Genomic DNA, 14756 nt, shown 5'->3' on the forward strand with positions numbered 1-14756 from the left:
ATTCCAGGCGTAAAAAGACGGCTTTGCGTACATAGCGATTCAAATTATCAATGATGCCGATAAAGCATTTTTATGTCCGATTTTGTTGGCTTCATTGGAAAAATCATTTATGATTAAAGACAGTGCTACAAAACCGTTTCCATTGGTAATTAATGAACTATTTCGAGTATAAAGGAGAGAGAACGATGACAGCAACTAAGGGTCTGGAAGGAATTGTCGCAGCAGCGTCCTCCATCAGCTCCATCATCGATGGGGTTCTGACATATCGCGGCATCAACATTGACGATCTTGCAGAGAATGCATCCTTCGAAGAAGTGGCGTATCTGCTGTGGTACGGCAAGCTACCGAATCGTTCCGAGTTGGACGGGCTGCAGAAGCAGCTGGATCAATATGCGGAGGTTCCGCGCGAAGTAATCGAAGGCATCAAGCTGTATCCGAAGGGTACGAATTCGATGGCGGCTCTTCGCACGGCCGTGTCCAGCCTGGCGCTGTACGACGAGTCGGCGGGCGACATGTCCCCGGAGGCGAACCAGCTGAAAGCGATCAAGCTGCAGGCTCAGCTTCCTACGGTAATCGCCGCTTTCGCGCGCATTCGCGAAGGCAAAGAGCCGGTTGCTCCGAAGAAGGGCGTTTCGATCGCTTATAATTTCTTGTACATGCTTACAGGCAACGAGCCTGCCGAGGTAGCGGTGAAAGCGCTCGACCAAGCGCTTGTTCTTCACGCGGACCACGAGCTTAACGCTTCCACGTTCGCTGCCCGCGTTACGGTAGCGACGCTGTCGGACATTTATTCCGGCGTAACCTCCGCGATCGGCGCTCTCAAGGGCCCTCTGCATGGCGGAGCGAACGAAGCGGTTATGGTCATGCTCGAAGAAATCGGCTCCTCCGCGAACGTCGAGAGCTATATTGGAAACGCGCTTGCGAACAAGGTGAAGATCATGGGCTTTGGCCACCGCGTTTACAAAAACGGCGACCCGCGCGCGAAGCATCTTCAGAAGATGTCCCGCGAGCTGGGCAAGCTGACCGGCAACATGGAGCTTTACGAAATGTCCGTCAAGATCGAAGAGCTCGTTACCGGCCAGAAGGGTCTGAAGCCGAACGTCGACTTCTATTCCGCTTCCGTGTACACGGCGCTTGAAATTCCGCGCGATCTGTTCACGCCGATTTTCGCGATCAGCCGCGTATCCGGATGGAGCGCTCATATTCTGGAGCAATACCAGGATAACCGTCTGATCCGTCCTCGCGCGGACTATGTCGGTCCCGTTAACGCCAAGTACATTCCGATCGAGCAGCGCTAATCATAGTAGCGGTAGGAGAAGCGGGAACAAGCGGCAAGCTTGTTCTCCTTTTCCCTGTCTTGCGGGTACATAGGTTGGCACGGCTTGCCAATAAACAGAATCAGGTTTATGCTTACGAAGCCAGTTTTCTTTTTGCGGCTACCGCTGCAAATTCAATAAATGGTTTACGCTTATGAGGCAGTTTTTTCTCATTGCGGCAATCCGCTGCAACTACTAAAAAACTTTAGGAGGATTTATCAATGGCTCAATTCGAAAAATACGCGCTTCCAACTGAAGGCGAGCAAATTACGATCGACAACGGCGTGCTGCAAGTACCTAACAACCCAATCATCCCTTTCATCGAGGGTGACGGAACGGGACGCGACATCTGGCGCGCATCCAAGCGCGTTCTTGACGCAGCTGTAGACAAAGCTTATGGCGGCTCCAAAAAAATCGCCTGGTACGAAGTGTTCGCCGGCGAAAAAGCGTTCAACACTTACGGCGAATGGCTTCCTAACGATACATTGACTGCGATCCGCGAATACATCGTTGCGATCAAAGGACCTCTGACGACGCCAATCGGCGGCGGCATCCGTTCCCTGAACGTTGCGCTTCGCCAAGAGCTGGACCTGTACACTTGCCTTCGTCCAGTTCGTTATTTCGACGGCGTGCCTTCCCCGGTTAAACGCCCTGAGCTCGTGAACATGGTCATCTTCCGCGAGAACACGGAAGACATCTATGCGGGCATCGAGTACGCGGAAGGTTCGGCGGAAGTGAAAAAAGTGATCCAATTCCTGCAAAATGAAATGGGCGTTAACAAAATCCGTTTCCCGGAAACTTCCGGCATCGGCATCAAGCCTGTTTCCGCTGAAGGATCGAAACGCCTTGCTCGCGCAGCGATCGAATACGCGATCAAGCACGGCAGAAAATCGGTTACTTTGGTACACAAAGGCAACATCATGAAATTCACCGAAGGCGCGTTCAAAAACTGGGGCTACGAAGTTGCCGAGCAAGAATTCGCGGAGCAAACGTTCACTTGGGGCCAATACGACCGCATCAAAGAAGCGGAAGGCGTAGACGCTGCGAACAAAGCGCAAGCTGAGGCGGAAGCAGCCGGCAAAATCATCGTGAAGGATGCTATCGCGGACATCGCGCTGCAGCAAGTTCTGACTCGTCCAACCGATTTCGACGTTATCGCGACATTGAACCTGAACGGCGACTACCTGTCTGATGCTCTGGCTGCTCAAGTAGGCGGCATCGGTATTGCTCCGGGCGCTAACATCAACTACCTGACTGGCCATGCGATCTTCGAAGCTACTCATGGTACGGCTCCGAAATACGCGGACAAAGACGTCGTGAACCCTGGTTCCGTTATCCTGTCCGGCGTTATGATGCTCGAGCATCTGGGCTGGCAAGAAGCGGCTGACCTGATCTACAAAGGCATGGAAACATCGATCAACAACAAAACCGTTACTTACGACTTCGCACGCCTGATGGAAGGCGCAACCGAAGTGAAGTGCTCGGCGTTTGCTGACGAAATCATTAAAAACATGTAGTAACCGAAACCCTTATTAAGGGCTTTTCAAACCCACCCAAACCCTCCCTTCCAAGGGAGGGCCCCGAGGCGCTGCGCCCTCTGGACACCCGCCTGAAGAACGTCGGAGTTACAGAGGAGCGCGGCTTCTCGTTTTTGTGGGCGGTTGTCCCTGGAGGGACAACTGGCCGAGTTTGGTTGGGAGGAGTTCAAAAGCGATCAATTGAGCAAGCGAGCTTTTGGAGTGAAATAAGCGATACGGATTAAAACGACTTAATGGGCAGAGAAACCGGATGTTTGGTATGGCGGTCGAGTTGGCTTCGTGCGTTGAATGAGTATTTATTCGATGGGAGGCAATTGGAATGGCTATTACGCGTAAGAAGATTACGGTCGTCGGGGCAGGCTTTACGGGGGCGACTACGGCGCTGATGCTCGCGCAGAAGGAGCTTGGGGACATCGTGCTGGTGGATATCGCGCCGCTGGAGAACCCGACGAAAGGAAAAGCGCTCGATATGCTGGAGGCGACTCCGGTGATGGGCGTGGATTCCAATATCATCGGTACGTCAAGCTATGAAGATACGAGAAATTCCGACGTCGTTATCATCACGGCAGGCGTCGCACGGAAGCCCGGCATGAGCCGGGACGATCTCGTGAACACGAATGCCGGCATCGTCCGGTCGGTCTGCGAGAGCGTGAAGGCGACTAGTCCTAACGCTTACGTCATTATCCTGAGCAACCCGGTAGACGCCATGACATACGCGGCCTACCAGACGCTCGGTTTCCCGAAAAATCGCGTCATTGGCCAGTCCGGCGTGCTGGATACGGCTCGTTACTGTACGTTCATAGCCCAAGAGCTGAACGTATCGGTCGAGGATGTTCGCGGCTTCGTGCTCGGCGGACACGGCGATGATATGGTCCCTCTCGTACGTTATTCCAACGTGGCGGGTATTCCGATCGAGAAGCTGATCCCGGCGGACCGCATCGAGGCGATCGTGCAGCGCGCCCGCGTCGGCGGCGGAGAAATCGTGAACCTGCTGGGCAACGGCAGCGCGTATTATGCGCCTGCTGCTTCCCTTGTCCAGATGACCGAGGCTATTCTGAAGGACAAGAAACGGATCATTCCGGTTATCGCTTATCTTGAGGGCGAATACGGCTATGACAACCTCTTTATGGGCATTCCGGCGATTATCGGCGGCGATGGCATAGAGAAGGTGATCGAGCTGGAGCTGACGCCGGAAGAGAAAGCGGCGCTCGATAAGTCCGCCGAATCCGTCCGCAGCGTTATCCAAGTCGTAACAGCCGGCTGATCAAGCAAGCAAGCGGACCGCAATAGATAGAAATTCGGGAGGACCCTGACAGAATCACTGCCAGGGTCTTTTCCGTTCCAATGGGAAGGAGGCTGCTCCGCGTATGGAGAAAGCAAGACAACTCCTGAAGGAGATATACGGTTATGATTCTTTCCGGAAAGGACAGGAAGAGATAATAGCCGGCATAGTAGATGGACATGACACATTGGCGATACTCCCCACGGGCGGAGGCAAATCGATTTGTTATCAAATTCCGGCGCTTCTGCTTCCGGGAACGACCCTTGTCATTTCGCCGCTTATTTCGCTGATGAAAGACCAGGTCGACAGCTTGAGCCGGGTCGGCGTGCGAGCCGCGTTTCTGAACAGCTCCCTGAGCGCGGCCGAATACCGCGACGTGCTTCGAAGCGCGATGCAAGGAGAGTATAAGCTGCTCTACGTGGCGCCTGAGCGTCTGGACGCGCCTATGTTCCAATCGTTGTCGGAGCAGCTTCATATTCCGCTTATCGCCATCGACGAGGCCCACTGCGTATCGCAGTGGGGCCATGATTTCAGGCCGAGCTACCGGCAGCTGGCGGGCTGGATCGGGAGGATGTCGAACCGTCCGCTTGTGGCCGCGTTTACGGCGACAGCGACCGAGGAAGTAGCGGACGATATTACGGCGATGCTGAAGCTGAACGATCCTCGCCGCTATGTCACGGGATTCGCAAGGCCGAATCTATCCCTCTCCGTTGTCAGCGGGGTGGATAAGAAACGGTTCCTTCAGCGGTTTCTGAAGGAGCGGGAGCAGCAGTCCGGCATCGTATACGCGGCGACGCGGAAGGAAGTGGAGGACGTATGCTCGAAGCTTCAGCAGCTCGGCGTCGAAGCCGGCAAATATCATGGCGGATTGTCCGACAGCGAACGAGCGGAAACGCAGGAACGGTTCCGGTTCGACCAAATCCGCGTAATGGTGGCTACTAACGCTTTCGGCATGGGGATTGACAAGCCGAATGTCCGGTTCGTCCTGCATTGGCAGATGCCGGGCGATCTCGAATCGTATTACCAGGAGGCGGGAAGAGCCGGGCGCGACGGGGAGGAGAGCGACTGCGTTCTTCTATTCGAGCCGGCGGACATGCAGGTGCAGCGATTTTTGATCGAGCAGGGCGCTGGAGATGCCGATCGGAAGTCGATTCAGATGTCCAAGCTTCATATGATGATGAATTACAGCCGGACGCAGCGGTGCCTGCAGCAGTTTATTGTTGATTATTTCGGCGAATCAGACGTCCCGGCATGCGGCAAATGCAGCAGCTGCCTGGACAAAAGCGAATCCGTCGACCGCACGCAAGACGCCAAAATGGCGCTGTCCTGCGTAGGTCGGATGAAAGGACGGTTCGGCGTCACGATGGTGGCGAAGGTATTGAAGGGTTCAAGAGATAAACGGCTGCTCGAATTCGGTTTGGACCGGTTGTCCACGTATGGCTTAATGCGGAATCTGCCGGAGAAGGAAATTGCGGACTGGCTGTACTGGCTTGTGGCGGAAGGGTATATGAGGCTTAGCGAAGGCCAGTACCCGACGGTTTCGCTTACGGCGAGCGCGCTGCCCGTGCTGGAAGGCAAGGAGATGATCTCGCAGCGGGTGAGAGCCGCCGTCAGACAAGCCGGCGGCGATTCGCCGGCCGCGTCTTCGCCGCTGTTCGAAGCTCTGAAGCAATGGCGCAGGGATGCCGCTTCCAAGGAAGGGGTGCCTCCGTTCATGATTTTCTTCGACGCGACGTTAAGAGACATCGCGAACGCGATGCCGACGTCTGTGGACGATCTTCTCGCCGTCAAAGGCATTGGCCTAGCCAAAGCGCAGAAATACGGCGAGCAAATAACGGCAATCGTAACGGAGCATGCCGGCGATCAGTCTCCAAGCGCCGAGCGTTCCTCCCGAACGCCGAGACCGGTTTCGACGTCTGCGGCGAGACCGGCTTCAGACTCGGAGCAGCCCAGCCATCTGCAGTCGCTCGAGCTGTTCAACCAAGGCATGGAGCCGGGCGAGATCGCGAAGGCAAGAGGCTTCGGCCAAGTGACGGTTGAAGGCCATATTATCCGCGGCGCGGGAGAAGGCCATCCTGTAGATTGGGAACGGATCATCCCGGACGGTCAGGAGGAGCTCATTATGGCCGCGATCGAGAAGGTCGGCGCGGAGAAGCTCCGTCCGATCAAGGACGAGCTTCCTCCGGAAGTGACATACTTTGCGATTCACGGCGTTTTATGCAAACACGGGATTCGTAGCAGCTAACCCATCCGCGGAGGCATTCATTTTTCAACGCTTCGGCTCAATTAACGTATACCGCTTTGCCGGCATATACGGCAGGGCGGTTTGTTGCGTTTTTGTTCATTTGAAAATAGCGAAGTTTCTGATAAACTACTGATTATAGGAAAAATGATACAGGAGGAATAGAAATGTACGGAGCTATGATGTTATTACACGTGCTTGGCGCGGTGGGGATGGGGTTTTATATCGTTCTGCCCATTATGCTCGGAGGGGCTAGCAAGGCGGATGGTTCTGGACAAGCCGGCCTCGCCAAAGGTTTATTGTCCGCTAACCGGATTGCGCAATATTTCCTCGTGCTGCAGCTTCTGACAGGGGGCTACTTAATGTCGCAAGGCGAATACGCCGTCATCTGGATGGTGATCGTAACGCTTCTGTTCTTGGCTATCGCAGCGCTCGGCGGCATCATGACCAAGCCGCTCAAGCAAGTCGTGAATTCGATCGAAGCGGGTCAAAGCGCGACTTCGTTCATCAACAAAGCCAAAGTGATGAGCATGATCATTCTTGTTCTATACGTGGCGATCATTTATTTCATGGTCGATCCTATTTATAAATAAGAGAACGTATTAGGGGGACTAAGTTGTGCGAGACGTTTCACCTCAAATCATAACGTTCGGCGAATCCATGGCGCTCTTCATGCCGGAGGAGCATAAATCCATTGAACGGGCTTCCAAGCTGGAGCAAAGCTTCGGCGGGGCGGAGAGCAACGTGGCCATCGGTCTCGCGAGACTCGGCTCGTCTGTCGGCTGGTTCGGCGCGCTTGGCGACGACCCGTTCGGCAAGCTCGTCTTGAAAACGCTTCGCGGAGAAGGCGTCGACGTCTCTCGCGCTAAGCTGAGCGTCGAAGCGCCTACGGGCATGATGTTCCGCGAGCATGTGGCGGGACGTCTCGCCGTCCATTATTTCCGCAAGGGCTCGGCAGCCAGCCGGATGAAGCCCGAAGATCTCGATGAAGAGTACATAAGAGGGGCAAAGCTTCTTCATGTGACGGGCATAACTTGCGCGATCAGCGAGGAAGGCCGGAGAACGGTCCGCCGGGCGGTGGATATCGCGAAGGAAGCGGGCGTTCTGGTCAGCTTTGACCCGAATTTGAGGCTGAAGCTGTGGTCGATCGAGCAGGCCAGAGAAACGCTTCTGCCTCTGGCGGCGGACGCGGACTATTTCCTGCCGGGCTGGGACGAGCTGAAGCTGCTCTATGAAAGGGATGATTACGCCGTGGTCAAGAGCCGCTTGAATGAGCTTAAAGCGATTACCGTCATCAAAGGAATGGGAGACGCTACCGTCGTTCTCGACAAGGATCAGGAGACATCGGTCCCATTCTACCCCGCGGAGCAAGTGGTGGATACCGTAGGAGCGGGCGACGGCTTCTGCGCAGGCTTCCTGGCTGGCATCATGAAAGGCATGTCGCCTGAGGAAGCGGTGCGACTTGCCAGCATTAACGGCTCGCTTGTCGTGCAGATGCGCGGCGATTGGGAGGCGCTGCCGGAGTGGGAAGTCGTGGAGCAGCGGATGTCGGCCAAAGCGTGGGTGGAACGCTAATGATGATGGATGGGAGCGGATCCAAGGGCCAGCGCAGACGCGAAGCGATTCTCCAGCTGCTGAAGCAGCAAGGGCGCATTACGATAACCGAAATGGTAGAACGATTCGGCTGCTCGGAGGCGACGGCGCGTCGGGATTTGGAGCAAATGGAGGGTACGTATCCGGTCATCCGCACGATAGGCGGCGCCATGTACGACGGCATGAGCACGATGCGAGAGCTGCACTTCGCCGAGAAGGAAGGGCTGTCGATCCTGGAGAAGGAGAAGATCGCCCAGCTAGCGTCGACGTTGATCGTAGAGGGCGACGTCATCGGATTATCGGGCGGTACGACCAATTTCCTGCTCGCTAAGCTGCTGAAGTCGCGCAAAGGCATTACGGTGGTGACGAACGCCGTGAATATCGCCATGGAGCTGGCGGGCAGCCCGATCCAAGTCGTCGTAACCGGCGGCATTATGCGCCATAACAGCTTCGAGCTGTGCGGTCCGCTCGGCGAAGGAATGGTGGCTCAGCTCCATATCGGCAAGATGTTCATCGGCGTCGACGGAATATCGGCCTCAGGAGGCATCTCCAGCTATTCCGAGCAGGAGGCCCAGATCGCCAAAGCGCTTATCAAGCGCTCGCAAGAGACGTATGCCGTATTCGATCACACGAAGACGAACAGAACGTCGTTATTCTCGGTGGCTTCGCTGTCCGAGCTTAAGGCCGTCATTACGGACTCCGAGCTTGATGGCGAGCTGGGGGACCAATTGCAGCGTGAGCAAGTTGCCGTGTATGTAACGGACTAGATGAAGCTAACTTGGAAAATAAAGATTGACGCCGGTCAGGAGAACGTTCCTGGCCGGCTTTTTTTTTCCTGTAGAAAGGGCAGTCCCAGAGGTCGAAATCGACATGGAACTGCCCTTTCTAATCTAAATCTTAAGAATCACGGTTGCTATAAACGGAGCGTCCGGCAACCCAAGTCCGTTCGACGTTCAGGTCGGCATCCGTTAAGACGAGGTCCGCCGCCTTGCCGGCGGCAATGGATCCGGTATGGCCGAACAGGCCAAGCTCTCTCGCCGGATTGCCGCTTGCCATACGGCTGACGTCGACGATGCTCAGCTTCGTTGCCGATAGGAGATAACGTACTGCGCGAATCATGGTCAGGCTGCTGCCTGCCAGCGCATTGCCCTCGCGAAGCCGCGCCGTGCCGTTCTTCACGACGACGGCGAGGCCGCCGAGCTCGTACGCGCCGTCCGGCATTCCTGCCGCTTCGATGGCGTCCGTCACGATGACGACTTTGTCCAGCGGCTTGGCGGCAAGGAGCAGAGCAATTGCCGCGGGGTGCACGTGCTCGCCGTCCGCGATAATCTCCGCGTAGATTCGGTCGTCGGTCAATACGGCGCCGAGCGTGCCGGGCTCGCGGTGATGCAAGCCGCGCATGGCGTTATACGTATGAACGGCATGCGTAAGGCCGGCGTCCGCCGCTTTCTTCATATCTTCGTAGTAAGCATCCGTATGTCCGGCCGCGGCAACGATGCCGTTCTCCGCCATCCATTCGATCGCTTCGATGGAGCCGGGTCTCTCGGGTGCCATTGTCAGAAGTTTAATAAGTCCGGGATAACGTTCGGTCCATGCCTTCAACCAGTCCAGCTGCGGGTCGCGGATGTAGGCCGGATTTTGGGCGCCTGGCCATTTCTCGCTAATAAACGGACCTTCCAGATGCACGCCGAGCAGCGTTGCGTAAGGCATGCCGTCTTGCTGATAGGAAGTGACGGCGTCAAGCACGGCTTCGATCGCTTCCCTGGAAGCCGTCATCGTCGTAGCCAGCATGCCGGTCGTGCCTTGGGACGCGTGAAAGCCCGTGATCCGGTCGAAGCTTTCATGGTTCGCATACATAAAGTCCCCGCCGAAGCCGCCGTGGACATGAAGATCGATGAAGCCCGGCAGCAGCCAGCCCCCGTTGCCGTCGATGCTTCCAGAAGGGGCCGCCTGATCCAGGCCCGCTTCCGCGATGCTCTCGATGCGTCCGTCCACAACGCTCACGCTTCCTCTGACAACCCGGTCCTCCAAAACGATATGAACATTATGAACGGTCCATGTCGAAGCTTTCTCCATCATCTATTCCAGCATCCTTCCCGCTTCTCGATCAAGCAATACGATGACCCGCGGATGCGTCTGCAGCAGGGAAGCGGGCACCTGAGTCGTAATCGGACCCGTCAACGCTTCCTTGACGATACGGGCTTTGTCGGAGCCTCGCACGACGAGCAGAATCGTATTGGCCTTCAATATGGAGCCCACGCCCATCGTGTACGCTTCCTTCGGCACTTCGTCCATAGACGCGAAGAAGCGGGCGTTCGCCTCCCGAGTCTCTTCCTTCAGCTTGACGACATGCGTGCCGGCCGACAGCTCCCCGTCGGGCTCGTTAAAGCCGATGTGGCCGTTATGCCCGAGACCGAGCAGTTGAATGTCCGCGGGATGCGCGTTCAGCAGGGCGTCGTAGCGCGTGCATTCTTCCTCCGGATTCTCCGCCATTCCGTTCGGCAGATGCGTCTGGCTCGAGGGAATGTCGATTCGGGAGAAGAGGTGACGGTTCATATAATAGGCATAGCTTTGATCGTTCTCCGGCGTCAGGCCGACGTACTCGTCGAGGTTATACGTCGTCGCGCCGCTGAAGCTCACTTTGTTATGATTGAAGTTCTCTACTATTTTGTCATAAATGCCGATAGGTGTCGATCCCGTGGCCAGGCCCAGAACCGCGTTCGGTTTCTCGTTAAGCAGCTGCGTGAACAACTCCGCCGCGTAACTGTCAAGCTGTTCCGACGTCTCAAAAATTTTAATCTCCATGGCTGCCTCCTGATTGTTCGGATTGCATAGCTTCTGATTTAAGTGTATATGAAAAAGGAATTTTGCACAATGATTTTGATTGCTCATTTCAAATAAATGATCGAAAAAATCATAAATTTAGTTTGACATAAGCGGTGTTCTATAGGGCCCCATGTCCGCGATGGCGCGCATGAGCAATTTGAGGGAAATTATGTTATGCTTTGACCATACAAGAAACGGTCCGGATCCATTAATGGGAGGTAGCGCATTGAGCCAGCAGCAAGAACTAGCGGGAGGAACCGCAAAGCGAAAAGGAGAGCATATCCGAATCTGTCTGGAAGAGGATGTGAACGGCAAGGACGTGTATACCGGATTCGAGCAATACCGATTCATCCATAACGCTCTTCCGGAATTGTCGTTCCAGGATATACAGCTTACTACCGAGTGGCTGGGACGGCCCGTCCGGACTCCGCTCCTCGTCAGTTCCATGACGGGAGGAACGGATGAAGCGGGAGCGATCAACAAGAGATTGGCTGTCGCGGCGGAGGAGCGGGGGTGGACCTTGGGACTCGGCTCGATGCGCGCCGCAATCGAACAGGAGGAGCTTGCGGCGACCTTCCGCATTAGGAAGGAAGCGCCGACGATTCCCGTTATCGCCAATATCGGCGCGGTGCAGCTGAATTACGGCTTCGGCGCGGAGTCGTGCCGGAGGGCGATGGAGCTCGCGGAAGCGGATGCGCTTGTTCTTCATTTGAACGCGATGCAGGAAGTATTCCAGCCTGAAGGGGATACGAATTTCTCGGGTCTGCTGTCGCGTATCGAAGCGGTATGCGCGAGTCTGCCGGTACCCGTTGGGGTGAAGGAGGTCGGCTGGGGCATCGATGGCGAAACTGCGGCCAAGCTTAGCGAAGCGGGAGTCGCTTTCATTGACGCCGCCGGAGCAGGTGGGACATCCTGGAGCCAAGTAGAGAAATTCCGCGTCCAAGACGCGATTAGACGGGAAGCGGCGGAGGCGTTCGCGGACTGGGGAATACCGACAGCGGACAGCATCGTTGACATCAGAGACCGGCTGCCCGGCGTATCTCTGATCGCTAGCGGAGGTCTGCGGAGCGGCGTCGATGCCGCGAAGGCTATAGCCTTGGGCGCCGGGCTCGCGGGCTTCGGACGAATCTTGCTGCCGCGGGCGGCAGGGCAGGACATGGATTTATCCGTAGAACGGTTGCTTGGGCAATTCGAGCGCATAGAATTCGAGCTTCGCGCCGCGATGTTCGGAATCGGCGCTGCGACCATCGACAAGCTGCGGGGTACCAACCGACTGGTTAGAAAGCAATAATCCATCTCATGAATATGCTGAGAAAGGATTATGACGGGGAAGGCGATAGCATGAACGAAACGATAGTGGAATTAACGAACGGCTGGGTGCAGGTGAAGGTACCTCTCCCGTTTTCGCTGAAATGGGTGAACAGCTATCTCGTGCCGGAGGAAGAAGGCTATACGCTGATCGACCCGGGCCTTGGCACCGAGGAGGCGAAGACGCTGTGGGAAGGCGTGCTCGAATGGAAGGGTCTGGATTGGTCGGATATCCGGCGCGTCGTCCTCACGCATCAGCATCCCGATCATTACGGCCTGGCCGGATATGTGCAGGAGATGAGCGGCGCTTCCGTATGGATGACGAAGCGCTCGCATGATTATGCGCTCCGCCTCTGGGGCGAAGATAGCCGCTTTCCCGATGATTTGCGCGCGCTTTATATGGCGCATGGCATGCCGGAAGAGGTGATGGACGCCATCGCGGACAATTTGGACGGGTTTGTTGCCCTCGTGTCGCCGCAGCCGGTCGTCCAGTATATGGAGCCTGGAGAGACGATTATGCTCGGCGACCGCCGCTGGGAGCTGATCGACGCGCCCGGCCATGCATACGGAGCGGTATGTTTCTATCAACCGGCTATGAAATGGATGGTCTGTGGGGATCAAGTGCTGCCGCATATAACGCCGAACGTCAGCGCCATTCCGGACGAGGAGCGCGATCCGCTGGCGGATTTCCTTCGCAGCTTGGAGCAGCTGAAGGCGTACGACGTCGAGTTTGCGCTGCCCGGACACCGGGACCCTTTCGCCGATTTCCGGGGGCGGATTGTGGAGCTGCAAAGCCATCATGCCAGAAGACTGAACGCGATGGCGGGCCAACTGGCGGAAGAGCCCCAAACCGCCTTCTCGCTCTGCGAGAAGCTGTTCGGGGCAAGGCTGAGGGAGAATCCGCATAATCTCAGATTCGCGATGTCAGAGACGCTCGCCCACCTCTACCATCTGGAGCTGAAAGGGATTATCGACTCTTCCAAGACGGAGCAAGGCGTATATGAATTCGCCGCGGTGAAGGTCACTTGTCCCGAAATTCCTGCGGAGTGATGCCGTAGCGCTCCTTGAACACTTTAATGAAATAGCTGGTTTTCTGGTAGCCGACCTTCGACGCGATCTCGTAAATTTTGTCCGGCGAGGAACGGAGAAGATGCGCGGCGGCTTCCATCTTCAGTCGGGATAGATATTCGCTGATCCCTTCGCCCGTCTCCAGCTTATAGACCTTGGACAGATAGGAAGGGTTCAGATACACATGATCCGCGATGGATTGCAAGGAGGCGTCAGCGAGATGGCCGGCCGCGTATTCCTGCACCTTCTGGATCAATCCCGTGCGCGAATCCTGCACGCGATCGGTCATGCGGCCGCGATAGGAGCTAACCGCTTCGTCTATCCATGAACGGAGCTGCGCGATCGTATGGAAGTGGGGACCGGCAAGCAGTTGATTGAATTCGCCGCCCAGGCATTCCGCTAACCATAGCTTGTTTTTGTGGATGGCGTACGTTAACGAGCTGACGAGAGCGAAGTACGCCTCCAGGATATGCTCGTGGGAATCCCCGCGCTTCTCTTCGAGCTCCTCGAATATGAGCGCCAGCTTCTGCTCGGCCGCCTCCCACTGCCCGGCCTCCAGCAAGTGGCTCATCTGCGGCGGCTGATACAGCTGGGAGAGCGAGTTGGCCTCTCCTTCGCTTGGCTGGACGTGTTCGCTGAGCGTCAGCAGGAAATCCCGCTCTCCGCCGATACGTTGGCGGAAGCTGCCGACCAGGCCTTCATACACGGCGGACAGCCGCTCGGAGAACAGGCTTGGCCTGCTGAGGGCCAGCGAGATCGTCCCCTTCAAATAAAGCTTGACGTAATGCTGAAGATGGGCCGCCTTCTGCTCGATCGTCTCGATGCTCACGGCAGACGGAAGCGCCTGAAGAGTCGTCGGCCTTTTCGGGAAAATAAGGAAGACATAATAACCGAAGCCATCCTTCGCGTACCAGAGCCGGTGCTCCTCCCCGAATATTTCCTCCGCAATGTTGCATACCGCGAATTCCAGCAGAGAGCTGTCTCTTTCGTTCTGCTCGTAGAAGTAATCCTCCATTCGTAGCAGCATCATGCAGAACGGCGTATCGCAGCCGATGGGCAGCTCGACCATGGCGAGCCGTTCCTCGAGCTGCCTCCTGCTCATGGACTCCCCCTGAAGCAAAGCATGAAGAAGATGCGAACGAAGAATCGGGAGGTTCTCGCGAATCGATGCAATCGCGCTTTGATGGGAGCTGACCTCCCGCCACCTTGCCTCCAGCTCCGATATCGCCTTCCGGACGGCCGCGAGCAGTTCTTCGTCCTCCACCGGCTTCAGCAAATAATCGGTTGCCTGGCTTTTGAGCGCGCGCTGCGCGTATTCGAAATCGTTGTAACCGGATAGCAGTATACACTTGACGTGGCTCCAGGTTTCCCGAATCGCCTCGATCAGATCAAGACCGGACAAGCCCGGCATGCGGATGTCGGTAATGACGACGTCGATCGGCGTGGATCTCATGATGTCCAGCGCTTCGGGACCGGAGCCCGCCTGGTAGACGGCATCGATTCCGATGCTGCTCCACGGCAGCATCGTGGCCAGATCGAGCACGAGATCCGGCTGGTCATCCACGATTAACAACTGATACATG

General features: G+C 56.3%; 12 protein-coding genes. 9 read left to right on the plus strand and 3 right to left on the minus strand.

Annotated elements, in window-relative coordinates:
- Positions 1–185: 185 nt before the first annotated feature.
- The 7 genes from citZ (at position 186) to NQZ67_RS01650 (ending at position 8738) form a co-directional block, all read left to right on the plus strand.
- Positions 186–1298 (plus strand): citrate synthase, encoded by a 1113-nt coding sequence (gene citZ / locus NQZ67_RS01620; RefSeq protein ID WP_257442105.1) that lies wholly within the window; start codon positions 186–188, stop codon positions 1296–1298.
- Between the two features lie 239 nt (positions 1299–1537).
- Positions 1538–2833: an NADP-dependent isocitrate dehydrogenase gene (gene icd, locus NQZ67_RS01625; RefSeq protein WP_257442106.1), complete on the plus strand. Its 1296-nt coding sequence runs from the start codon at positions 1538–1540 to the stop codon at positions 2831–2833.
- Between the two features lie 340 nt (positions 2834–3173).
- A complete protein-coding gene (mdh, locus tag NQZ67_RS01630) occupies positions 3174–4118 on the plus strand; it encodes a malate dehydrogenase (protein ID WP_257442108.1) in 945 nt (314 codons plus the stop codon).
- Between the two features lie 103 nt (positions 4119–4221).
- A complete protein-coding gene (recQ, locus tag NQZ67_RS01635) occupies positions 4222–6381 on the plus strand; it encodes a DNA helicase RecQ (RefSeq protein WP_257442109.1) in 2160 nt (719 codons plus the stop codon).
- 164 nt (positions 6382–6545) lie between these two features.
- Positions 6546–6971 (plus strand): hypothetical protein, encoded by a 426-nt coding sequence (locus NQZ67_RS01640; RefSeq protein ID WP_257442111.1) that lies wholly within the window; start codon positions 6546–6548, stop codon positions 6969–6971.
- A gap of 25 nt (positions 6972–6996) precedes the next feature.
- Positions 6997–7953 (plus strand): sugar kinase, encoded by a 957-nt coding sequence (locus tag NQZ67_RS01645; protein WP_257442113.1) that lies wholly within the window; start codon positions 6997–6999, stop codon positions 7951–7953.
- Between the two features lie 2 nt (positions 7954–7955).
- Positions 7956–8738 carry a DeoR/GlpR family DNA-binding transcription regulator gene (locus NQZ67_RS01650; RefSeq protein ID WP_257442404.1) on the plus strand — a complete coding sequence of 261 codons (783 nt, stop codon included), beginning with the start codon at positions 7956–7958 and terminating at the stop codon, positions 8736–8738.
- 130 nt (positions 8739–8868) lie between these two features.
- On the opposite strand, the gene nagA is transcribed toward NQZ67_RS01650, so the two are convergent.
- Together nagA and nagB are read right to left on the minus strand one after the other, a co-directional pair.
- Entirely contained in the window at positions 8869–10047 is a 1179-nt protein-coding gene (gene nagA / locus NQZ67_RS01655; RefSeq protein ID WP_257442406.1) for an N-acetylglucosamine-6-phosphate deacetylase, read from the minus strand.
- Between the two features lie 3 nt (positions 10048–10050).
- On the minus strand, positions 10051–10776 hold the full coding sequence (gene nagB / locus NQZ67_RS01660) for a glucosamine-6-phosphate deaminase (RefSeq protein ID WP_257442115.1): 726 nt from the start codon (positions 10774–10776) through the stop codon (positions 10051–10053).
- 232 nt (positions 10777–11008) lie between these two features.
- Between nagB and fni the strand changes: the two genes are divergently transcribed.
- Together fni and NQZ67_RS01670 are read left to right on the plus strand one after the other, a co-directional pair.
- A complete protein-coding gene (gene fni / locus NQZ67_RS01665) occupies positions 11009–12088 on the plus strand; it encodes a type 2 isopentenyl-diphosphate Delta-isomerase (protein ID WP_257442117.1) in 1080 nt (359 codons plus the stop codon).
- A gap of 50 nt (positions 12089–12138) precedes the next feature.
- On the plus strand, positions 12139–13155 hold the full coding sequence (locus NQZ67_RS01670) for an MBL fold metallo-hydrolase (protein ID WP_257442119.1): 1017 nt from the start codon (positions 12139–12141) through the stop codon (positions 13153–13155).
- Here the strand turns inward: NQZ67_RS01670 and NQZ67_RS01675 are convergent.
- Entirely contained in the window at positions 13127–14755 is a 1629-nt protein-coding gene (locus NQZ67_RS01675; RefSeq protein WP_257442121.1) for a response regulator, read from the minus strand. The genes NQZ67_RS01670 and NQZ67_RS01675 overlap by 29 nt on opposite strands.
- Position 14756: the final 1 nt, after the last annotated feature.

Source organism: Paenibacillus soyae (assembly GCF_024623455.1).
GTDB lineage: Bacteria > Bacillota > Bacilli > Paenibacillales > Paenibacillaceae > Pristimantibacillus > Pristimantibacillus soyae.

Bases quoted from the DNA above. Each gene is read 5' to 3' on its own strand.
- citZ (WP_257442105.1), top strand. From the start codon at position 186: ATGACAGCAACTAAGGGTCTGGAAGGAATTGTCGCAGCAGCGTCCTCC.
- icd (WP_257442106.1), top strand. From the start codon at position 1,538: ATGGCTCAATTCGAAAAATACGCGCTTCCAACTGAAGGCGAGCAAATT.
- mdh (WP_257442108.1), top strand. From the start codon at position 3,174: ATGGCTATTACGCGTAAGAAGATTACGGTCGTCGGGGCAGGCTTTACG.
- recQ (WP_257442109.1), top strand. From the start codon at position 4,222: ATGGAGAAAGCAAGACAACTCCTGAAGGAGATATACGGTTATGATTCT.
- NQZ67_RS01640 (WP_257442111.1), top strand. From the start codon at position 6,546: ATGTACGGAGCTATGATGTTATTACACGTGCTTGGCGCGGTGGGGATG.
- NQZ67_RS01650 (WP_257442404.1), top strand. From the start codon at position 7,956: ATGATGGATGGGAGCGGATCCAAGGGCCAGCGCAGACGCGAAGCGATT.
- nagA (WP_257442406.1), bottom strand. From the start codon at position 10,047: ATGGAGAAAGCTTCGACATGGACCGTTCATAATGTTCATATCGTTTTG.
- nagB (WP_257442115.1), bottom strand. From the start codon at position 10,776: ATGGAGATTAAAATTTTTGAGACGTCGGAACAGCTTGACAGTTACGCG.
- fni (WP_257442117.1), top strand. From the start codon at position 11,009: ATGGGAGGTAGCGCATTGAGCCAGCAGCAAGAACTAGCGGGAGGAACC.
- NQZ67_RS01670 (WP_257442119.1), top strand. From the start codon at position 12,139: ATGAACGAAACGATAGTGGAATTAACGAACGGCTGGGTGCAGGTGAAG.
- NQZ67_RS01675 (WP_257442121.1), bottom strand. From the start codon at position 14,755: ATGTATCAGTTGTTAATCGTGGATGACCAGCCGGATCTCGTGCTCGAT.